Origin of the sequence: Pseudomonas sp. G(2018) (assembly GCF_005502415.1) — a bacterium.
In the GTDB taxonomy this organism is placed as follows: domain Bacteria; phylum Pseudomonadota; class Gammaproteobacteria; order Pseudomonadales; family Pseudomonadaceae; genus Aquipseudomonas.
The window spans coordinates 1-19514 of record NZ_SCOO01000021.1; the positions used below are offsets into that span (position 1 = coordinate 1).

Below are 19514 nucleotides of genomic sequence, written 5' to 3' on the forward strand. Positions count from 1 at the left end.
CGGGGTATTGCAGCGAGTTGATTGATCTGGGACGGCGGGATGCGTTGGCCAAGAAGGAAGAGTTGTGCCGGTTTCTGGGGTTGGCGGAGCCTGTGGTATCGGCTTGAGATCGGTGTCGCGGCATTCGCGAGCAGTCTCGCTCCCACAGAGGATCTTCAGTGCGACAAAGATCAACTGTGGGAGCGAGCCGGCTCCGGGCGGCGTTCCGACGAAGCTTTTCAGATCAGAAGTGAACCTTGACCAGGAAGCTGGTCACGCTCTGATCGGTCTTGAAGCCCTCGCTGTCTTCGATACCGTATTTATTTTTCCAGTAATCGTATTCAACACCGACGTACAACTGCTTCTCGCCCAGATTCAGCGCCTTGCCCAGGTCGTACTTGATCTGTGGGTTGAAGTGCAGGTTGGCGTGGTATTCGCCTTTGGAGTTGGAGTCGTTGTCGACCACCCAATCCATGAAACCGTCGATAAGTACGTCGGAATCGCCCACCGGGATGGTGTAGGACCAGACCGGAGTGATCTGCCAGATATCGTCACCCGGACGGCTGCCTTCGGTATGACGGTTGTAGAAGTTCAACTGGAAGTAGTCGAAACCGGGGATGGCCAGATCGAAGCCTGGACCGATCAGGTAGGACTCGGTGTCGTTCTCGCCGAACTCATAGGTCATGGCCAGCAGGACGTCCTTGATCGGGCCGAATTCCAGCTTCTGGTCGAAGATCTTGCCGAACGACAGGCGCGGGGCGAATTCACCGTAGTGGGTGTTCTCGCCCGCGAACGCATCTTCCTTGCCGTTATAGAAGATCTTGTCGATAAAGAAGAAGTTGTCACCGTATTTCCAGCCATCGGCGTGTTCGAAGGTCACCGTCTGCTGAATGCGCGGGTTGACCTGGAAGTCCTTGCCATACAGATAGGTCAGGCTGTTGTTCTGCCATTGCAGCAAGTCGCCGGCCATGGCCTGCCCCCCTGCCAGCATTGATCCCGCCAGCATCAGGCTAGTGCACGTGCGTTTCATTCGGTTGCTCCCAAAAAGTAGTGGTTTCATGTTTTTTTAAGGTCGACGCTCTGGTGTGGCGCCTTTTTCTGTAACGGCAAAAAAAATCATCCATGCGGTCAGCTTGAGTGCTGTCAGCAAACGCTGCGCCAAGGTTATCGAAAACAAAAAAACTCCCGCTCGGCTGCTCAAAAACAGTCGATTGAGAGTGATTGGGGAATGCCTTGGTACCGTCCAGTGCCGGGATAAGTTGGCTTTCTGGTCAGGAATTAAATCCGGGCTTTTTTTTAAAGCGGATTCAGGCGGCCGCGGAGAATACTGACTCCAGGGCCCGCTCTCAAGTGCTCCGCAACAGCGCACCGACGACAGGTTTGGGGCACGGTTGCGGATCATCTTAGAAGTGCACCTTCACCAGCAGGCTGGTGGTGCTTTCATGGGTGTCGAGGTTGGTGTTGTTTTCGACGCCGTACTTGTCTTTCCAGTAGCTGTACTCGACGCCGACATACACCTGCTTCTCACGCCAGCCGAAGGCTTTGCCCAGGTCATATTTGATCTGCGGGTTGAAGTGCAGGTTAGCGTGATAGGTGCCGCGCGAGTTCTGGTCGTTGTCCACGACCCAGTCGATGTAGCCGTCGATCAACAGGCTCGAGTTGCCCAGTGGCAGGGTGTAAGACCAGGCTGGCGTGATCTGCCAGACATCGTCGCCAGGGCGCGAGCCTTCGGTCTGGCGATAGTAGAAGTTCAGCGTGAAAAAGTTGAAGCCCGGTACCTTGAGGTCGAAACCGGGGCCAATCAGATAGGCTTCGCTGTCGTCTTCGCCATTCTCGTAGGTCATGGCCAGCAACACGTCCTTGATCGGGCCGAATTCGAAGCGGCGGTCGAGGATTTTGCCGAAGGAGAGGCGCGGGCTGAATTCGCCGTAATAGGCGTGAACGCCTTTGTTCCGGTCTTTCGCGCCGTTGTAGTAGGTGCTGTCGACGAACAGGAAGTTGTCGCCGTACTTCCAGCGATCGGCGTGTTCGAAGGTGATCGTCTGCTGGATCGACGGGTTGATCGCGAAATCCTTGCCGTACAGATAGCTCAGGCTGTTGGTTTGCCACAGCAGCAAATCGCCGGCCATGGCCTGGCTGGCAGCCAAAAGACAGCCACCCAACAGCATGGTTTTCTGGGTACGAATCATCTGTTGCTCCTTCTTGTTTTTATTTTTGCAAGGCGCAGGCAGCCCCCGATCCTGTGGGGGCGAGCCTGCTCGCGAAGAGGGCGATACATTCAACAGAGATGTTGACTGTCAGACCGCTTTCGCGAGCAGGCTCGCTCCCACAGGTTTCGTGTGTTGTCTGTCAGTTCAGTGGGCGTGACAGTCGTTGGCGGCGGCGCGTTCGGTGCCGCCGAGAATGTTGAACAACAGGTTCAACGTCAGGGCGCTGAGGGTGGCCATGGCGATGCCGCTGTGGGTGATCGGGCTCATCCACACGGGCAGATGGGCGAAAAACTCCGGACGCACCACCGGGATCAAACCCATGCCGATGCTCACCGCTACCAGCAACTGGTTGCGACGGTCACCGATGTCGGCCTCCTGAAGAATCTTGATCCCGGTGGCGGCGACCATGCCGAACATCGCGATGGCCGCACCGCCCAGTACCGCAGGCGGAATCGAGGCCACCAGGAACGCCGCTTTTGGCAGCAGACTCAGGACGATCAGCAAGCCGCCGGCGACGATGGTCACCGAACGGCAGCGCACACCGGTCATCTGCACCAGGCCGATGTTCTGCGCGAAGGAGGAGTGGGTGAAGGTGTTGAAGAAGCCAGCGAAGAACGAGGCGCCGGCATCGCACAGCAAGCCGCGACGCAACATGCGCGGGCAGACTTCCTGACCGGTGATCTTGCCCAGCGCGAGGAACATCCCGGTGGACTCGACGAAAATGATCACCACCACCAGGCACATCGAAAGAATCGGTGCGAGTTCGAACTTCGGCATGCCGAAGTGCAGCGGGGTCACGAATTGCAGCCATGGCGCCTGGGCCATGCCACTGAGGTCAACCATACCGATCAGACCGCAGAGCACATAGCCCAGGCACATGCCGATCAGCACGGAAATATTGACCCAGAAACCGCGCATGAAGCGATGGACCAACAGGATGGTGCCCAGCACCAGCGCGGCAATGGTCAGGTAGATCGGGGAACCGAATTGGGCGGCTTCGGCGCCACCACCGGCCCAGTTCACGGCGACGGGGAACAGCGACAAACCGATCGAGGTGATGACCGTGCCGGTCACCAGCGGCGGGAAGAAACGTACGACCTTGGACATGAACGGGGCGATGAGCATGCCGAAGAATCCGGCGGCGATGGTGGCGCCGAAGATGCCTTGCAGGCCGATACCGGGCATGCCGGCCATGGCAACCATGCTGCCGACGGCGGCGAAACTGGCGCCCATCATCACCGGCATGCGGATGCCCATGGGGCCGATGCCCAAGGATTGAACAATGGTGGCGATGCCGGCGACCAGCAGGTCGGCATTGATCAGGAAGGCGATTTCTTCACGACTCAGGCCAGCGGCCTGTCCGATGATCAGCGGCACCGCGATGGCTCCGCCGTACATCAGCAGAACGTGTTGCAGGCCAACCAGGATCAGTTGCAAAAGGGGCAAACGCTGAATGGCGGGTGCGTCGGGGATGCGCGCTTGGGATAGCTCGGACATGCAACACCTCGGATCTTTTTTATTCTTGTGATTTTTTGCATCAAGCAAACCTGTGGGAGCGGGCTTGCTCGCGAAGAGGTCATTGGACTCAACATCACATTGACTGACCTGACGCTTTCGCGGGCAAGCCCGCTCCCACAGGGATTGATGGTGTCCATGTGGGAGCGAGCCTGCTCGCGAAGCTTTTTACTTAGTTGGTCGGGGCACCCTGAACGATCCAGGCACCGATCAGGTCACGTTCCTGCTGGGTCATCTGGGTGATGTTGCCCAGCGGCATGATCTGGGTGGCGACCGCTTGAGCCTGGATCCGCGCCGCGTTCTGGCGGATCTGCTCGGGCGTGTCGAGCATCACGCCGCCCGGAGCAGCGCTGAACAGCGGGCTGGTCGGTTTGGCCGAGTGGCAGACCGCGCAACGTTCCTGAATCACGCTGTGCACCTTGTCGAAACCAGGGCCTGCGTTGGACGCTTGCGCCGGTGCGGCGGCAGGCGCCTCTGCAGGTTTTGCTTCAGCCGGTTTCAAACCACCGCCCACTGCTGTTTCCGGCAGGGGTTGATACTCGATCGCAGCAGGTGCCTTGGCCACTTCCGGGGCGCTGGACATCGGCTTCGGACCGGAGACATAAGCCAGGCAAATCATGCCCACCGCTGCCACCGGCAGGGTCCAGGCATACTTGTGGCTGTCGTGACGGGTGTTGAAGTAGTGACGCACCAACACCGCCAGCACCGCGATCCCGGCCAGGATCAACCAGTTGTACTGGCTGCCGTAGGTGCTCGGGAAGTGGTTGCTGATCATGATGAACAACACCGGCAGGGTGAAGTAGTTGTTGTGACGCGAACGCAGCAGGCCTTTGGCCGGCAGCGCCGGATCGGGCGTGCGGTTTTCGGCGATGGCCGCGACCAGTGCGCGCTGGGCCGGCATGATGATGCGGAACACGTTGCCGACCATGATGGTGCCGATGATCGCGCCGACGTGCAGGTACGCACCACGACCGCTGAACACCTTGCTGAAGCCGTAGGCGGCGCCGATGATCAGCACGAACAGGATGAAACCCAGCAAAGCAGGGCGTTTGCCCAGGGCCGAGTCGCAGAGGAAGGAGTAGATGAACCAGCCGATAAACAGCGAGCCCAGACCGATGGCCACGCCTTCAGGACCGCTCAGGGTGCTGCCCGGAGCCAGCAGGTAGAGCGTCGGGTTGGAGTAGAACACCACGCACAGCAGCGCGATCCCCGACAGCCAGGTGAAGTAGGCTTCCCATTTGAACCAGTGCAGGTTGTCCGGCATGGTCGGTGGGGCCAGTTTGTATTTTTCCAGGTGGTAGATGCCGCCGCCGTGGATCGCCCACAAATCACCGGCCAGACCGCTTTTCGGGTTGACCCGATTGAGGTTGTTTTCCAGCCAGACGAAGTAGAACGACGCGCCGATCCAGGCCACACCGGTAATCATATGAACCCAGCGCACGCTCAGGTTCAGCCATTCCAACAGATGTGCTTCCACAGTCTTTACCTCTCGCCTGTCACTCTGTTGTCGAGTGATCAGACCTTCTCTTATTGGTGGGGGGCGAGGATCAAACGCTCATCCTCTTTGAAAAAATGCTCATCGCAGTTATTGCCTGTGCCACTGCGATCAACCACCAGGAAGTCATCCCGCTTTTCGATCGTCAGCACCGGGTGGTGCCAGACGCCGCGATGGTAATTAATGCCCTGCCTGCCGTTGGTGACGAAGGCGCGGACCAAGCCTGATACAGGTACATCGCCAAGTGGCGCGACCACGATCAGAAAGGGGTTGCCGAGCAGCGGAATGAAAGCCTGGCTGCCCAGCGGATGACGCTCCAGCATGCTGACGGTCAGGGGCATGTCCTGCGCGTCGGCGCGGAAAATGCTGATGATCGCCTTGTCCTCTGGCGTGGCGGTTTCCACCGTCGCCAGTTTGTGGAAGCGCATGGTCGAACCGTTGTTGATCATGAAGTGATCGCTGCCGTCGGTTTCGATGACGTCACCGAAAGGGGCGAAGGCTTCTTTGGTCAGCGGTTCAATCGTCAGTGTGCGCATGCTGGTCTTCTTATCCGAATTCTGTGTTGTTGGTTCTATTGTCATCGCTGGCAAGCCAGCTCCCACATTTGGAATGCATTCCCCTGTGGGAGCCAGCCTGCTGGCGATTGGGTTCAGCGCTTATTTAGCGACCTTGCCCAGGACGCGCAGGCGACTCACGCCACCATCCGGGAACACGTTCAGGCGGATGTGAGTGATAGGGCCCAGCGCCTTGATCTGCTCGGCGAAGGTGTGTTCGGCGTGCATTTCCAGTTTCTGGCTTGGCAGCAGTTCGCGCCAGAACAGCGACTGGGTTTCGATCTGGCTGTCGGTACCGCCCTTGACGAACGCGCCCTGGATCGAGCAGCTGTCCGGGTAGTTGCCCTTGAAGTGCAGAGTGTCGACGATGACTTTCTCGACTTCACCGGCATGGCCCAGGGCGACGATCACCCAGTCATTGCCAGGCGTGCGACGACGTGCGGTTTCCCAGCCATCGCCCATGTTGATGCCACGGCCCGGGTTGAGGATGTTGCTCATGCGGCCGAAGTGTTCGTCGGAGCAGGCGAGGGCGCGGCCACCGTTCAGGGCGGCTGCCAGGTCAACCTGCTCGTTGTCACCGACAGCCGACCAGTCGCGGAACGGTACGCCGTACACACGCAGACGGGCCACGCCGCCATCCGGGTAGATGTTGAAGCGCAGGTGGCTGAAGGCCTGGTCGTTGCTGATTTCATGGTAGTGGTGGCTGTTGCCTTGCAGCTCGACGGCGGACAGCACTTCAGTCCACTGGGTGTTTTCGTCCGGCTCGCCTTCGGCCAGGAAGCAGGCTTCCAGGGAGGCCGACGGCGGGAAGTTACCGGTGAAGAATGAAGTGTCGATGTCCACGCCTTTGATCGAGCCCGGCACGCCCAGGCGGATTACCGCGCTGTCGTAGCCTTCGAAGCGCTTGCGGCGCGACTCCCAGCCATCCATCCACTTGCCGTTGTCATCGAACACGCCCTCCTTCCACACGGCCGGGGTCGGTTGGAACAGACGGTTGGCGTCTGCGAACCAGTCATCGGTGACCGAGATGATTTTGGTGCCCAGGCGGGCGTCGGCCAGGTTGACGAACTTCTCGAAAGGTACGGCGTAAGCTTTCATTCTTCTTGTCTGCCTTTAATAAGTTGGCTTGGGATGCTCTCGGGGCCCTGGGTTCGTTCGGCGTTCATGAGCGAACTCGGGCCAGGATCGCTATAGGGTCAGTAATCGGAACAGGGCGATCTTGTTGATCTCCGCCAGCGCGCACTTGAACTCGGTGTCGACTGGGTTGTGGATGCGCGTTTCGAACGCTGCGAGGATCTGATGCCGGTTGCTGCCTTTTACCGCCATGATGAAGGGAAACTTGAACTTGGCCTTGTAGGCGTCGTTCAGCTCGGTGAAGCGAGAAAACTCTTCGGCCGTGCATTGGTGAATCCCCGCGCCAGACTGTTCTTCAGTGCTGGCCGCGGTAAGCTGGCCCTGGACGGCAGCTTTGCCGGCCAGGTCCGGGTGGGCGTTGATCAGTGCCAGCTGACTGGCGTGATCGGCGCTCAACAGGATGTCGCTCATGCGCTGGTGCAGGGTTTCGATCTCGTCGATCGAAGCGTCCTGGCCCAGCTCGAAAGCCTTTTCGGCTACCCATGGCGAATGTTCGTAGATATCGGCGAAGGCGTTGACGAAGGCGTCGCGGCTCAGGGTCGAGGGTTTGACGGTTTGAAAGGTGCTCATTTGGCAGCCCCTTGGTACGGGTGGGTTTGCTGCCAGTGGCGTGCGATGTCGACGCGACGGCTGAACCACACCTGTTCATGACTTTTAGCGTATTCGATAAAGCGCTTGAGCGAGGCCAGACGCGCCGGACGGCCGATCAGGCGGCAGTGCAGGCCGATCGACAGCATCTTCGGTGCATCGGCGCCTTCGGCGTACAGCACATCGAATGCATCCTTGAGGTATTCGAAGAAATCGTCGCCCTTGTTGAAGCCCTGGACCTGGGTGAAGCGCATGTCGTTGGTGTCCAGGGTGTAGGGGATCACCAGGTGCGGCTTACCGGTCGGGTTATTCGGTTCCCAATAGGGCAGGTCGTCGTCGTAGGTGTCGCTGTCATAGAGGAAACCACCTTCTTCCATCACCAGGCGACGGGTGTTCGGGCCGGTGCGACCGGTGTACCAACCCAGCGGACGTTCGCCGGTGATTTCGGTGAGGATGCGGATCGCTTCGAGCATGTGCTCGCGTTCCTGGGCTTCGTCCATGTATTGGTAGTCGATCCAGCGGTAGCCGTGGCTGCAGATCTCGTGGCCGGCATCGACCATGGCGCGGATCACTTCCGGATGACGCTGGGCGGCCATGGCGACGGCGAAGATGGTCAGCGGAATGTCGAATTCCTTGAACAGTTTCAGAATCCGCCAGACGCCGGCGCGGCTGCCATACTCGTACAGCGATTCCATGCTCATGTTGCGCGCGCCTTGCAGCGGTTGCGCCGAGACCATCTCCGAAAGGAACGCTTCGGATTCTTTATCACCGTGCAGGATGTTGCGCTCGCCACCCTCTTCGTAATTGAGTACGAAGGACAGGGCGATCCGGGCATTGCCCGGCCAGTGTGGGTGAGGAGGGTTACTGCCGTAACCGGTCAGGTCGCGTGGGTAGTCAGCGCTCACTGCAGTCTTCCTTCTTATTCGTGGCTTATACAAAGTCAGGGTTGTGTAGCGCGCCTGCAAGTGGGAAGTCAGGCTGGCGTCACAGCGATGGGATGATTGTATACAACTTTATATTCACTTTGTAAGCCTGATTTTTCGCATTTTTCGCTAACGGTCATCTTTGCGTGCGATTGACACGGACCTACAAGAAATCTGCCTGATTGGTCAGCTAATGTCTCCGGGGTTCAGCAATCTTGCGCTTTGAGGTTAAATCGCCGGGAAATCACCGGATGGCGCAGCGGGTCGCAAAAATGTCGTTTTTATTGTGTACAATTTTTTTGAAAAGTGTCTTAATCAATCGCTCGCCGCAGCTTTTCGTGCTCCGAAACGGTGCGGTCTCCTTTTCAACTGACTTCGGGAGGCGCGAGGTCTGACTGCTTCCATGCAGGCAGGCGCGCAGAATCAATGGGACGTTTGACTACACACGTTTTGGACGCTGCACACGGTTGCCCGGGCAGCTCGATCAAGGTCGAGTTGTACCGCGTTGAAGGTTCGCAGCTGGAATTGGTCGCCACTGCAACAACCAACAGCGATGGCCGTGTCGATGCACCGCTGCTGCAAGGTGATGACTACCGCACCGGGGTCTATCAGGTTCAGTTCCATGCGGGCGATTACTACCGCGCCCGTGGTGTTCAACTGCCGGAGCCGGCTTTCCTGGATGTGGTGGTGCTGCGTTTCGGCATCTCGGCTGAACAGGATCACTACCACGTGCCGCTGCTGATTTCGCCCTACAGCTATTCGACGTACCGCGGCAGCTGATCCCCCAAGCAGCTGCCTCACCCTGGAAGCGACTGCGCATATAGCTTCTTTGGTCTTTCGCCCGCTCACACTGCGGGCTTTTTTTCGTCCCGAGAAAAATGCTGCCAGTGATGCCGCCTTCGCGAGCAGGCTCGCTCCCACAGAAGAATGCGGTTAACTGTGCGAGCCTGCTCACGAAGCTTTTGCTGTTAGCGGCTCAACAGAGAGGCTGCGCCAGCACTGCTGAACAACCCGGCACTCACCCGATTGAACCAGCTCTGCCCCTTGCCGCTACGCAGATACCGCGCCGCGCCATGTGCGCCCAGGCCATAGGACAACTTGCACAGCAGATCCAGCACGGTCCAGGTCGCGATCATCACCAGCAGTTGCGGCAGGAACGGTTGCTCGGCGCTCAAGAACTGCGGCAGGAAAGCCGCGAAGAACAGGATGTCTTTCGGGTTGCTGCCCCCCAGCATGAATGCGCGGCCGAACAGTGCGCGAAAGCGCGGCACCGGCGCTGCCTGAGGCACTTCGGCGCCGTGGGAAGGCTGACGCGATTGCTGCCAGCTCTGCCAGGCCAGGTAGAACAGGTACAGTGCACCGACGATTTTCAACGCGCTGAACAGCTGTTCCGATGCCAGCAGCAGCGCACCCAGGCCCAGTGCCGAAGCACTCAGCAGGCAGATCGAGGCAAACACGCCCCCCAGGAACGCCGGGTAAGAACGGCGCAAACCGTAATTCAGGCTGTTGCTGATCATCAGCAAAGACAGTGGCCCCGGGATCAGGATTACCACCAGCGCAGCGCCGCTGAACAGCAGCCAGGTTTCCAGACTCATCACTTTCCTCCATTTGCACAAAAGCCTCACCCGACGGGGTGAGGCTGGTTTCAAGCGCGTTCCGCGAAGATTTACAGGAAGATGAACTTGGCGATGAAGATCGCGCAGAGCACCCACAGGCTCACGGAGATTTCCTTGTATTTGCCAGTACCGGCCTTCAGCGCCACGTAGGTGATGAAGCCCAGCGCGATACCGTCGGCCACCGAAAAGGTCAGGGGCATCATGATTGCCGTGACGATCGCCGGAATGCTGTCGGTCGCTTCGTCCCACTCGATGTGCGCCATGCCGCCCATCATCAGCATGGCCACATAAATCAGCGCGCCGGCAGTGGCATAAGCAGGGATCATCCCGGCCAGCGGCGCGAAGAACATGGCTGCAATAAATAGCACACCTACGGTCACGGCGGTAAGACCAGTCCGACCACCCGCCGCTACGCCAGCGGCACTTTCCACGTAGCTCGTTACCGGAGGAACACCGACCACCGCGCCGAATACGCTGGAGGCACTGTCGGCTTTCATGGCGCGAGAGAGGTTTTCGATCTTGCCGTCAGCGTTCACCAGGTTGGCGCGCTGGGCTACGCCCATCAGGGTGCCGGCGGTGTCGAACATGTGCACGAAGAGGAAGGCCAGCACCACGCTGATCATGCTGACGTTGAACACACCGGCAACGTTCATGGCCATCCATGTAGGTGCCAGGCTCGGCGGTGCCGACATGATGCCCTCGTAGTGCACCAGGCCCAGGCCCCAACCGGCCAGCGTCACGGTGATGATGCTGATGAGGATCGCGCCGAACACCTTGTGATAGCTGAGGATCGCGATCATCAGGAAACACACGGCGGCCAGCAGCGGGCCAGGCTCGCGCAGGGAACCGAGTTTGATCAGCGTTGCCGGGCTATCGACGACGATGCCGGCGGTTTTCAAGCCGATCAGCCCCAGAAACAGACCCACACCGGCGCCCATGGCGAAGCGCAGGCTTACCGGAATGCTATTGAGCAACCATTCGCGGATGCGCGAGAAGGTCAGGATCATGAACAACACACCGGACACGAATACCGCACCGAGGGCAGTTTCCCAGTTGTAGCCCATGGTGCCGACCACGGTGTAGGTGAAGAAAGCGTTCAGGCCCATGCCTGGCGCCAGGCCGACCGGCCAGTTGGCGTACAAGCCCATCAACAGGCAACCCAGAGCAGCGGCGATACAGGTGGCGACGAACGCCGCGCCATGGTCGATCCCGGCGTCAGCCATGATGTTGGGGTTGACGAAGATGATGTAAGCCATGGTGATGAAGGTTGTCAGACCGGCAATCAACTCGGTCTTCACCGTGGTGCCATGCAAGCTGAGTTTAAAGATGCGCTCCAGCCAGCCATTGCGTAAAGGCGGCGAGAGATCCAGCGTCGATGCTTCGGATTTGCGGCTTTCCACAGCGAGTACTCCTCAAGAGTTTTGTTTTTATTTCCAGGGCCGGACCCTTGGGGGTGGCAGCGGCCCTTTGAGGCACTTGCGAATTTCTTGACTGCTTGGTCAGAAACTAGCACGAAGTGGATTATGCTTTTGTATACAAATAAAGCAAATAATGTTTTTGATATTGTCGACGAAAAGTCTGGCAATCGGGATATATCGCCTTCGAGGGCCTCATCGCCAGCCTGCTGGCGATAAGGGCATAACAGTCAATCAACAACACTCTGACTTTTCCCAAGCGCCAGGTTCACTGCCAACCACCCATTCACCGCCGTCTCTCCAGCTTCGGCAAACACCCGCTCAAGTAATTTCACCTGCTCGCGGCGTAGTGATTGTTCAAAACGCGCACCATCGTCGGTCAGTTCCAGCAGCCGTTTACGCTTGTCGGTTTCAGCGGCAACGCTGTTGACCAGATGCATCTCCACCAACTGGCGCAGCGGCATGTTCAGTGCCTGCTTGCTCACCCCAAGCAAGGCCAGCAACTCCTTAACGCTCAGGTTCGGATAGCGGGCGATGAAAAACACGATGCGTTGGTGCACCCGACTCAGCCCTCGACGCTCAAGCATTTCGTCGGCTTTGGCGGTGAAGGCCTGGTAGCCGAAGAAAAACGCTTCCATGGCCTGTTGCTGGGAAATCGGGTTTTTAAGGTCAATCATGTTGACGTATCCGCTCGGGCTGTCGTAATTTCGGTCAACAAGTTTGACTCATTTTCCTCTGGCCTCGCTACCGGTGATCCCCATGGCTTTTTCCGAACGTGTCTCGCGCCTTAAAAGTTCTTTGATTCGTGAAATCCTCGCCGCGGCCCAGCGTCCGCAGGTGATGTCGTTCGCCGGAGGCTTGCCCGCCGAAGCCATGTTGCCCAAGGTCGAGTGGGCCGACATGCCAGTGTCCATGGGCCAATACGGCATGAGCGAGGGTGAGCCGGCATTGCGCGAAGCCCTGGCCGCCCAGGCGCGGGCGCTGGGTGTGCCGTGCGAGGCAAGTCAGGTGCTGGTGGTCAGCGGTTCTCAGCAAACCCTCGATCTGGCGGCCAAGCTCTACATCGACAAAGGCACCGAGATCCTCCTCGAGGCCCCGACCTACCTGGCAGCGCTGCAGATCTTCCAGCTGTTTGGCGCCGATTGCCTCACCGTGCCGCTGGAGGCGGACGGTCCGAACCTGGCGCAACTGCGTTCACGCCTGGAAAAACATCGCCCGGCATTCATCTACCTGATTCCGACCTTCCAGAATCCTTCGGCGGTGCGGTACAGCGAAGCCAAGCGCGAGGCGGTCGCCGCATTGCTGGATGAGTTCGGCGTGACCTTGATCGAAGACGAGCCCTACCGTGAGTTGACCTTTGATGGCGGCAGCGCCAAACCCATTGCCGGGCGCCTGAAAAAAGCCAGTTGGATTTACACCGGCACGGTCTCGAAAACGCTGCTGCCGGGTTTGCGCGTGGGGTATCTGATCGCCAGCCCGGACCTGTTCCCGCACTTGCTCAAGCTCAAGCAGTCGGCAGATCTGCACACCAATCGCGTCGGCCAGTGGCAGGCATTGCAATGGATCGGCAGTGAGCCTTTCCAGCAGCATCTTGGTGAGTTACGCGACTTTTACCGGGTTCGTCGCGATGCGTTCCAGGCTGCGCTGGAAACACATTTTTCCGATCTGGCGGACTGGAACGTGCCCGAGGGCGGGCTGTTTTTCTGGCTGACGCTCAAGCAGCCGCTGGATACCCGGACGTTGCTCAATGCGGCGCTGGCCGATGATGTGGCGTTCATGCCGGGCGAGCCGTTTTTTCCGCAGCCGGACGATCATCACGGGCATCTGCGTTTGAATTTCAGCCACATCGACCCGGCGCGGCTGGATGAAGGGCTCAGTCGCTTGGCGGCAGTGCTGCGACAGGCTCAGGCAGTGCGAGCGGCGTGAGGGGAGGGTAGAAACGAATAAACCGGCCATTGGGCCGGTTTATTTTTTCCGAGGTTTGCGGTGTCTGATCTGGCCTCTTCGCGAGCAGGCTCGCTCCCATAGTAACTGTGGCGTTCACAAAACCTGTGGGAGCGGGCTTGCCCGCGATGAGACCGGTGCTGACACCGCAAAACCATCAGACCGCCGCAAACCGCTTATCCAGATAATCAATGATCACCTTGGACTCATACATCCAGGTGGTCTGGCCATTCTCTTCGATGCGCAGGCACGGCACCTTGATCTTGCCGCCTTGCTCCAGCAGGGTCTGGCGATCCTGCTCGTTGTTCTTCGCATCGCGTAACACCACCGGCACATTCAGGCGGCGCAGGGTGCGGCGGGTTTTCACGCAGAACGGGCAAGCGTGGAATTGATACAGGGTCAGCCCCTTGGCGGCGGCTTCGACCTGGGCCTGAGCGGCGGCGGGGCGCTGCTTCTTGCCAGGGCGAGTGAGGAAGTCGATGAAGATGATCAGTTGGCCGAGGCCGACACGAAGCGCTTTGACGAACACGTTGTAAGCCTCACGGGGCAAATGAAGAAAGTCGCGCAGCTTACCTGATTTTTCACAGGCGAAAAAAAACCGGCGATGAATGCCGGTTTTCCGTATTGCCAATTACTTGATGAGGCTGAGGAATTCGCTGCGGGTCGCCGCGTTCTCACGGAACTCGCCGAGCATCACCGAGGTGATCATCGTCGAATTCTGCTTTTCCACACCGCGCATCATCATGCACATGTGCTTGGCCTCGATCACCACCGCAACGCCCAGGGCGCCGGTGACCTGCTGGACCGCATCGGCGATCTGGCGGCTGAGGTTTTCCTGGATCTGCAGGCGGCGGGCGTACATATCGACGATCCGCGCGACTTTTGACAAGCCCAGCACCTTGCCGCTCGGAATGTACGCGACGTGGGCCTTGCCGATGAACGGCAGCAGGTGGTGTTCGCACAACGAGTACAGCTCGATGTCCTTGACCAGCACCATTTCGCTGTTGTCGGAGCTGAACAAGGCACCGTTGGTGACTTCTTCGAGCGTCTGTTCATAACCGCGGCAGAGGTACTGCATGGCTTTGGCGGCACGTTTTGGCGTGTCGAGCAGGCCTTCGCGGGACACGTCCTCGCCCAATTGGCCGAGAATCGCGGTGTAATTCTGTTCCAGGGACATGAAACTACCTGTGGGATTTTACGCAAAGAGCAAGGGTACGGTGGCGGACACGACGCTGCAAGCGTGACGCATCAGCTTTACTCGTCGCGACCTTCCATCATGGTGCGTTTGAGCATCACATAGACCGCGCCGGCACCGCCGTGTTTTGCCTGGCAAGAAGTGAAGCCTAGCACTTGCGGATGCTGGCGCAGCCAGGTGTTGACGTGACTTTTGATCATCGGTCGCTTGCCGTCCAGGCGCACGGCCTTGCCGTGGGTGACGCGCACGCAGCGGATTTCGAATTTGGTGGCTTCGGCCAGAAACGCCCAGAGGGTTTCCCGGGCCTTTTCCACGCTCATGCCATGCAGGTCAAGGCTGCCTTCGAACGGGATCTGTCCGATCTTGAGCTTGCGCATCTGGCTTTCCTGCACGCCGTCACGTGCCCACATCAGCTCGTCTTCAGGGCCGACATCGATGACGAACTGATCGGACAGTCCGTCGACGGTGGTGGCATCGGTGCGCACGGTGGCAGCCTGTCGCAGCTTGGCGATCTGTGCGCGGTCAGCTTTGGGTTTGCCGGTTTCGGCGCGATCGTGCTTGATCGGCTTGACGCCTTGGGTCGCGCTTTTGAATAGGGAAAAATCGTCGTCTTGCATGTCAGCCTCCGCGAAGGGCGGCCAGTTTACCCAACTCGAAGCGAATGGGGCGCGACAAAACGCGCGGCGTTCGGCCGCGGCCTTGGACTCAGTCGTGTTTTTTCATCAGATGCGGGGACATGTTGAGCGCCTGCGACTGCCGTGAGCGGCGCCGGCAGCGACGCCACATCCATACGCCGAGGTACAGCACGAACAGACCTATCGCCAGAATCACCGCAGCACCGGCGCGGTTGGTGTTCATCTCGCCCAGGGCAGGTGCGTGCCCCAACAAGCTGGCGACGCCGGCCATGGCGAGCAACACACCGCACGTCGCCAGCAACGCAGCGAAGGCTGCGCCGATTCGAAAACGCCAGTTGCGTTGGCCTTTGGGCCGCAAGCGGCGAGCGTCAAAACCATCGGATAACTTCATTCCGACCTTCCTCAATGGGTATCGGCCCTTCGACCGGAAGTTGACCGGGATGTTCCTGAGGCTAAGACAATTGCAGCTAATGAGAGGCTTTTACGGATGAGCGGCGGCATGGACCGCTCATCAACCCTGGAATCAGACCAGGTCGTTGGTCTGGGCGACGGCGGCAAAGTTGTCCGCCATGATCGCCATTTCGGTCCGCTGCACATCTTCGGCGCTCAGGACGCCGCCTTTGTACGGTAGATCGCGGGTGGCGCAGGCGTCTTCCACGAGGGTACAACGGAAACCCAGGTTTTTCGCTGCCCGCACCGTGGTGCTGACACTGGAATGACTCATGAAACCGCAAACCACCAGATCCACCGAACCCAGCTCTTCCAGGCGTTTTTTCAGATCCGTGCCATGGAATGCACTCGGCAGGATTTTTTCAATCTTGATTTCGCCGGCAAGCGGCTCCAGCCCCGGAATGAATTGCCCGCGCTCACCGCGTGGGTCAAACAGCCCACCGACAGTGCCGAGGTGGCTGACATGCACGATCGGCCGGCCGGCCGCACGGGCAGCGGTCACCAATTTCTTGATGTTCGCGACCGCCGCATCCATGCCGCTCAGGGCCAGGGGGCCGCTGAGGTATTCTTTCTGGGCATCGATGATGATCAGGGTCGCATGACTCAGTTTGGCTGCTGCGTAGCCGCGGCCGCTGAGTTGAAACATCGTTTGTGGAACGGACATTCTGGGGCTCCTTGGAGTGGGGCTTTTGCGACATTGTCCTCTGGCTGAGCGCTTCTGTGAATCGCTACTATCGTAGGCACCGTCGTTACTGGCGTGCAGCGTTGTCAAGTGGGCTGATTTGTTCAATACCTAGCTGTAAAAAGAGATTAGTCCTACATCTGCTCCGGTGTTTTTCCTGCGTCGTCGTGGCGACGTTTGACTGGTAGAATCGCCCGTCGATTTTTCTGGAGTTTGCCGTCGTGATCACTTCCCGCCTTCGTACCCTGCGTGACCATATCCGTTGGGCCGTCAGCCGCTTCCATGGGGAGGATCTGTTTTTCGGCCATGGGACCGACAATGCCTGGGACGAAGCCCGTCAACTGGTGTTGGGTGCCTTGCACTTGCCGTGGGAAATCGCCGACAGCTACCTCGACTGCAATCTGGAAGAAGACGAACTGGTTCACCTGCAGTTGTTGCTTAAGCGTCGCATTGAAGAGCGGGTGCCGACGGCTTACCTGCTGGGCGAAGCCTGGTTCTGCGGGATGTCGTTCATCGTCGATGAGCGCGTGCTGATCCCGCGTTCGCCGATTGGCGAGTTGATCGAAAACCGTTTTACCCCTTGGTTGGGTACCGAGCCTGCGCGGATCCTCGACCTGTGCACAGGTTCAGGTTGCATTGGTATCGCCTGCGCCTACGAGTTCCAGAACGCTGAAGTGGTGCTGGCCGATCTGTCGTTCGAAGCACTGGAAGTGGCCAACCAGAACATCGAGCGCCACGGCGTCGACGCGCGGGTCTACACGGTGCAGGGTGACGGTTTCGATGGTCTTCCGGGGCAGCGCTTCGACCTGATTGTTTCGAACCCGCCTTACGTTGACGCCGAAGATTTTGCCGACATGCCGGACGAATACCAGCACGAACCGGAACTGGGCCTGGCCTGCGGTGACGATGGATTGAACCTGGTGCGGCGCATGCTCGCCGAAGCGGCGGATCACCTGACCGAGAAGGGCTTGTTGATTGTCGAGGTGGGCAACAGCCAGGTGCACGTCGAGGCGTTGTACCCGGAAGTCGACTTCGCCTGGCTGGATTTCGAGCGTGGCGGGCATGGCGTGTTCATGCTGTCGGCCGAGCAGTGCCGGGATCATCAGGCACTGTTCGCGTCCCGTGTCTGACCTTTAAAAACCTATCGCGGGCAAGTCGAATCGTCGCACCGCCGCTCCCACAGGTGTTGTGTCGTGCCCAAATGATGAGGCAAACACAAGTCCTGTGGGAGCGTGGCTTGCCCGCGATGGCCGCGCCGCGGTTTCAAGCCTTCAACGGTGTGTCGCAATCCAGATCAGCAACCCCGCCTGAAACACCGCGAACGCCACCAGGCAGGTAATGGTGAAGCGCAACCCGGCGTCTTCACGTTTGTACTTGCTGACTTTTTCCTCGTGCTTCTTGAGTTTGACTTCCTGCTCGGCGAGATTCTGCTCGGCTTGCTGGAGCATCTGCGCCGCTTCAAGAATTTCCACGACTTGCAGTTTTTCCGTGTTCCAGTCCCCCAGCAGGTCGCCGACCAGCACTTCTTTGACGCTGCCCTTCAAATGCTGGGCGTCGGCGTAAACCACATCGAAACCGTGTACCCGCAAAAAATGATCCCGGCGCAGACGGGTGTCTTCGTTCAGCGCGTCCTTGTTGTTCAGATCAATACCGTCGACGGTGTAGCCGGGCCAGCGCTTTTTCGCCCAGGTAATGCCTTGCGCTGCCATGAAACGACCGATGCCACGGTTCAGCGGTTCGACCTGCAGGCCGCTGTCCGGGCTGAAATGCACGCGTTTTTCAGTGTGGTCGACCCACACGTCCAGATGATTCTGTTCCTTGCGCACCCGCTGGCCGGGCAGGGAGATGCTCATGCGCATCAGGCTGCGTAGCTTGTCGTTGCGTTCGGCGTAGCCGAATTCGACGAAGCGCAACGGCCGACCGCCGGTACTGCGGTCAGTCTGCAACGGCGCCAGGCGGAGCATTTTGTGGTGCTCGACGTGGACGTCCGCCCATGGCAGCTCGACCGCTGGCGGTGCGTCTTTTTCAGCGGTGGTGTCGGGTGAAGTCGGGGTATCGGTCATAACGGCGAGATCCTGTCCAAGCTCAGCTTGCCGCCAGCCAGTGCGCTGGCGACAAAGTCTTATCGGCCGTTTTCGACAAGACTGGAGAGCAAATTAACGGGAGCGAAGTCCGTCAATGAACCCGAGGATTCGCGAACCCAGTTCCGCCGCCAGCGGCAAATTCGGATCCTTGTAGGAGGCCAACTGGCGTTTGACGTCGTTGGGCACGATGCGCATGACATGGTTCATGCCTTCGATCAGCGCCAGTTCAGCGTCCGGTTTGGCCGCCTTGAGCAGGCGTGCATCATTGACGCCGACCTGGATATCGTTGCTGCCCTGAATGATCAGCGCCGGCATTTTCAAGCGGGCGAAGGCCGCAGCCGGGTCCTGGCGGAACAGCGATATGAGGTACGGCTGCACGCTCGGACGGAAAATCACCTGCAATTGCGGCGGCACGTTGTCGTCAGTTTTCCCGGCCTTGAGGCTGTCGAGCAGCTCGTTGCTGCGCAGCATCAGTGGCGGCGGCAGGCGATTGCTCAGTTGCTGGCGCAGCACCTGATCGATCGGCCGGGCGCTGCCGGACATGGAAATCACTGCCGCCGCATCAACGCTCGGTGCCGCGAGACTGGCGATCAACGCGCCTTCGCTGTGCCCCAACAGGATCAGCTTGCCGAAACGTGGATCGTTTTTGAGTTTGCGGCCCCAGGCTTCGGCGTCGGTGACATAGGCCTCCAGCGTCAGGTTTCGTTCGTCCGGGGTCGCCGCCAGGCTCGCGGCCACGCCACGTTTGTCGTAACGCACGCTGGCGATGTTGTGTTTGGCCAGCACCCACGCCAGGCGTTTGAGGCTGTCATTGCGTCCGCCGTCGGGGTTGTTTCCGTCGCGATCCGTAGGACCGGAGCCGGAAATGATCAGGACAACCGGTACCGGTTTGTCGGATTTTGGCAGCAACAGCGAGCCGAACAGCTCGCCGGTGCCGGTGTCCAGGGTGATCGGCCGTTGCAGGACTGTGGCCTGGGCGAAGCCGGACATCAGGGTAAGGCTCAAGATCAAAACTCGCAGCATCATCACGCCATTATCATCAAGATGCCGGTTGGACTCGCAGGCACCCATAAGGTTCGAGGATGAACTACTTGG

22 protein-coding genes are annotated in these 19514 nt (G+C 59.2%); 3 read left to right on the forward strand and 19 right to left on the reverse strand.

The window, feature by feature from the left end; translation table 11 throughout:
• Positions 1-223 precede the first annotated feature (223 nt).
• The 9 genes from FFS64_RS19200 to puuE form a co-directional block, all read right to left on the reverse strand.
• Positions 224-1009 (reverse strand): outer membrane protein OmpK, encoded by a 786-nt coding sequence (locus FFS64_RS19200; protein WP_095196837.1) that lies wholly within the window; start codon positions 1007-1009, stop codon positions 224-226.
• A gap of 36 nt (positions 1010-1045) precedes the next feature.
• On the reverse strand, positions 1046-1381 hold the full coding sequence (locus FFS64_RS19205) for a hypothetical protein (RefSeq protein WP_137806723.1): 336 nt from the start codon (positions 1379-1381) through the stop codon (positions 1046-1048).
• A gap of 1 nt (position 1382) precedes the next feature.
• Positions 1383-2168: an outer membrane protein OmpK gene (locus FFS64_RS19210; protein WP_137806724.1), complete on the reverse strand. Its 786-nt coding sequence runs from the start codon at positions 2166-2168 to the stop codon at positions 1383-1385.
• Positions 2169-2333: 165 nt separating this feature from the next.
• A complete protein-coding gene (locus FFS64_RS19220) occupies positions 2334-3686 on the reverse strand; it encodes a nucleobase:cation symporter-2 family protein (RefSeq protein WP_137806725.1) in 1353 nt (450 codons plus the stop codon).
• Positions 3687-3876: 190 nt separating this feature from the next.
• Positions 3877-5181, reverse strand: coding sequence for a urate hydroxylase PuuD (locus tag FFS64_RS19225; protein WP_095196834.1), 1305 nt, complete (start codon positions 5179-5181; stop codon positions 3877-3879).
• A gap of 50 nt (positions 5182-5231) precedes the next feature.
• On the reverse strand, positions 5232-5735 hold the full coding sequence (locus FFS64_RS19230) for an ureidoglycolate lyase (protein ID WP_085716886.1): 504 nt from the start codon (positions 5733-5735) through the stop codon (positions 5232-5234).
• 120 nt (positions 5736-5855) lie between these two features.
• Complete coding sequence (gene alc / locus FFS64_RS19235) at positions 5856-6851, reverse strand: allantoicase (protein ID WP_137806726.1); 996 nt, start codon at positions 6849-6851, stop codon at positions 5856-5858.
• A gap of 90 nt (positions 6852-6941) precedes the next feature.
• Complete coding sequence (gene uraD, locus FFS64_RS19240; RefSeq protein WP_137806727.1) at positions 6942-7457, reverse strand: 2-oxo-4-hydroxy-4-carboxy-5-ureidoimidazoline decarboxylase; 516 nt, start codon at positions 7455-7457, stop codon at positions 6942-6944.
• Positions 7454-8380 (reverse strand): allantoinase PuuE, encoded by a 927-nt coding sequence (gene puuE, locus FFS64_RS19245; protein ID WP_137806728.1) that lies wholly within the window; start codon positions 8378-8380, stop codon positions 7454-7456. The genes uraD and puuE overlap by 4 nt, the downstream gene beginning before the upstream one ends.
• Before the next feature lie 444 nt (positions 8381-8824).
• Here puuE and uraH point away from each other — a divergent pair, with 444 nt between their 5' ends.
• Complete coding sequence (uraH, locus tag FFS64_RS19250; protein ID WP_095196830.1) at positions 8825-9178, forward strand: hydroxyisourate hydrolase; 354 nt, start codon at positions 8825-8827, stop codon at positions 9176-9178.
• 188 nt (positions 9179-9366) lie between these two features.
• Here the strand turns inward: uraH and FFS64_RS19255 are convergent, their stop codons facing one another.
• The 3 genes from FFS64_RS19255 to FFS64_RS19265 all read right to left on the reverse strand — a co-directional run bounded on the left by FFS64_RS19255 (position 9367) and on the right by FFS64_RS19265 (position 12106).
• Entirely contained in the window at positions 9367-9993 is a 627-nt protein-coding gene (locus tag FFS64_RS19255; protein ID WP_137806729.1) for a LysE family translocator, read from the reverse strand.
• A gap of 71 nt (positions 9994-10064) precedes the next feature.
• Positions 10065-11414 (reverse strand): NCS2 family permease, encoded by a 1350-nt coding sequence (locus FFS64_RS19260; protein WP_095196825.1) that lies wholly within the window; start codon positions 11412-11414, stop codon positions 10065-10067.
• 245 nt (positions 11415-11659) lie between these two features.
• Complete coding sequence (locus FFS64_RS19265) at positions 11660-12106, reverse strand: MarR family winged helix-turn-helix transcriptional regulator (RefSeq protein ID WP_137806730.1); 447 nt, start codon at positions 12104-12106, stop codon at positions 11660-11662.
• Positions 12107-12188: 82 nt separating this feature from the next.
• On the opposite strand from FFS64_RS19265, the gene FFS64_RS19270 reads away from it, so the two are divergent.
• Complete coding sequence (locus tag FFS64_RS19270) at positions 12189-13355, forward strand: PLP-dependent aminotransferase family protein (protein ID WP_137806731.1); 1167 nt, start codon at positions 12189-12191, stop codon at positions 13353-13355.
• A gap of 175 nt (positions 13356-13530) precedes the next feature.
• Here the strand turns inward: FFS64_RS19270 and FFS64_RS19275 are convergent, their stop codons facing one another.
• The 5 genes from FFS64_RS19275 to FFS64_RS19295 form a co-directional block, all read right to left on the reverse strand.
• On the reverse strand, positions 13531-13902 hold the full coding sequence (locus FFS64_RS19275; protein ID WP_137806732.1) for a glutathione S-transferase N-terminal domain-containing protein: 372 nt from the start codon (positions 13900-13902) through the stop codon (positions 13531-13533).
• A gap of 102 nt (positions 13903-14004) precedes the next feature.
• A complete protein-coding gene (gene folE, locus FFS64_RS19280; protein WP_007988130.1) occupies positions 14005-14550 on the reverse strand; it encodes a GTP cyclohydrolase I FolE in 546 nt (181 codons plus the stop codon).
• A 77-nt stretch (positions 14551-14627) separates the two neighbouring features.
• Complete coding sequence (locus FFS64_RS19285) at positions 14628-15185, reverse strand: Smr/MutS family protein (protein WP_137806733.1); 558 nt, start codon at positions 15183-15185, stop codon at positions 14628-14630.
• An 88-nt stretch (positions 15186-15273) separates the two neighbouring features.
• Positions 15274-15594, reverse strand: a complete 321-nt coding sequence (locus FFS64_RS19290) for a hypothetical protein (protein WP_095196820.1) — start codon at positions 15592-15594, stop codon at positions 15274-15276.
• 132 nt (positions 15595-15726) lie between these two features.
• Positions 15727-16317, reverse strand: coding sequence for a cysteine hydrolase family protein (locus FFS64_RS19295; RefSeq protein WP_095196819.1), 591 nt, complete (start codon positions 16315-16317; stop codon positions 15727-15729).
• Positions 16318-16556: 239 nt separating this feature from the next.
• Here FFS64_RS19295 and prmB point away from each other — a divergent pair, with 239 nt between their 5' ends.
• Positions 16557-17465, forward strand: coding sequence for a 50S ribosomal protein L3 N(5)-glutamine methyltransferase (gene prmB, locus FFS64_RS19300; protein ID WP_137806734.1), 909 nt, complete (start codon positions 16557-16559; stop codon positions 17463-17465).
• 141 nt (positions 17466-17606) lie between these two features.
• On the opposite strand, the gene FFS64_RS19305 is transcribed toward prmB, so the two are convergent.
• Together FFS64_RS19305 and FFS64_RS19310 are read right to left on the reverse strand one after the other, a co-directional pair.
• Positions 17607-18398 carry a hypothetical protein gene (locus FFS64_RS19305; RefSeq protein ID WP_137806735.1) on the reverse strand — a complete coding sequence of 264 codons (792 nt, stop codon included), beginning with the start codon at positions 18396-18398 and terminating at the stop codon, positions 17607-17609.
• A 93-nt stretch (positions 18399-18491) separates the two neighbouring features.
• Positions 18492-19490: an alpha/beta hydrolase gene (locus FFS64_RS19310; RefSeq protein ID WP_137806736.1), complete on the reverse strand. Its 999-nt coding sequence runs from the start codon at positions 19488-19490 to the stop codon at positions 18492-18494.
• Positions 19491-19514 lie beyond the last annotated feature (24 nt).

What these genes read in the sequence shown, in the direction of transcription:
- folE (WP_007988130.1), bottom strand. Translation starts at nt 14,550, where the DNA reads ATGTCCCTGGAACAGAATTACACCGCGATTCTCGGCCAATTGGGCGAG.
- FFS64_RS19305 (WP_137806735.1), bottom strand. Translation starts at nt 18,398, where the DNA reads ATGACCGATACCCCGACTTCACCCGACACCACCGCTGAAAAAGACGCA.
- FFS64_RS19310 (WP_137806736.1), bottom strand. Translation starts at nt 19,490, where the DNA reads ATGGGTGCCTGCGAGTCCAACCGGCATCTTGATGATAATGGCGTGATG.
- FFS64_RS19270 (WP_137806731.1), top strand. Translation starts at nt 12,189, where the DNA reads ATGGCTTTTTCCGAACGTGTCTCGCGCCTTAAAAGTTCTTTGATTCGT.
- FFS64_RS19230 (WP_085716886.1), bottom strand. Translation starts at nt 5,735, where the DNA reads ATGCGCACACTGACGATTGAACCGCTGACCAAAGAAGCCTTCGCCCCT.
- FFS64_RS19265 (WP_137806730.1), bottom strand. Translation starts at nt 12,106, where the DNA reads ATGATTGACCTTAAAAACCCGATTTCCCAGCAACAGGCCATGGAAGCG.
- FFS64_RS19295 (WP_095196819.1), bottom strand. Translation starts at nt 16,317, where the DNA reads ATGTCCGTTCCACAAACGATGTTTCAACTCAGCGGCCGCGGCTACGCA.
- FFS64_RS19210 (WP_137806724.1), bottom strand. Translation starts at nt 2,168, where the DNA reads ATGATTCGTACCCAGAAAACCATGCTGTTGGGTGGCTGTCTTTTGGCT.
- FFS64_RS19200 (WP_095196837.1), bottom strand. Translation starts at nt 1,009, where the DNA reads ATGAAACGCACGTGCACTAGCCTGATGCTGGCGGGATCAATGCTGGCA.
- uraH (WP_095196830.1), top strand. Translation starts at nt 8,825, where the DNA reads ATGGGACGTTTGACTACACACGTTTTGGACGCTGCACACGGTTGCCCG.
- FFS64_RS19220 (WP_137806725.1), bottom strand. Translation starts at nt 3,686, where the DNA reads ATGTCCGAGCTATCCCAAGCGCGCATCCCCGACGCACCCGCCATTCAG.
- FFS64_RS19255 (WP_137806729.1), bottom strand. Translation starts at nt 9,993, where the DNA reads ATGAGTCTGGAAACCTGGCTGCTGTTCAGCGGCGCTGCGCTGGTGGTA.
- FFS64_RS19285 (WP_137806733.1), bottom strand. Translation starts at nt 15,185, where the DNA reads ATGCAAGACGACGATTTTTCCCTATTCAAAAGCGCGACCCAAGGCGTC.
- alc (WP_137806726.1), bottom strand. Translation starts at nt 6,851, where the DNA reads ATGAAAGCTTACGCCGTACCTTTCGAGAAGTTCGTCAACCTGGCCGAC.
- uraD (WP_137806727.1), bottom strand. Translation starts at nt 7,457, where the DNA reads ATGAGCACCTTTCAAACCGTCAAACCCTCGACCCTGAGCCGCGACGCC.
- FFS64_RS19205 (WP_137806723.1), bottom strand. Translation starts at nt 1,381, where the DNA reads ATGATCCGCAACCGTGCCCCAAACCTGTCGTCGGTGCGCTGTTGCGGA.
- FFS64_RS19290 (WP_095196820.1), bottom strand. Translation starts at nt 15,594, where the DNA reads ATGAAGTTATCCGATGGTTTTGACGCTCGCCGCTTGCGGCCCAAAGGC.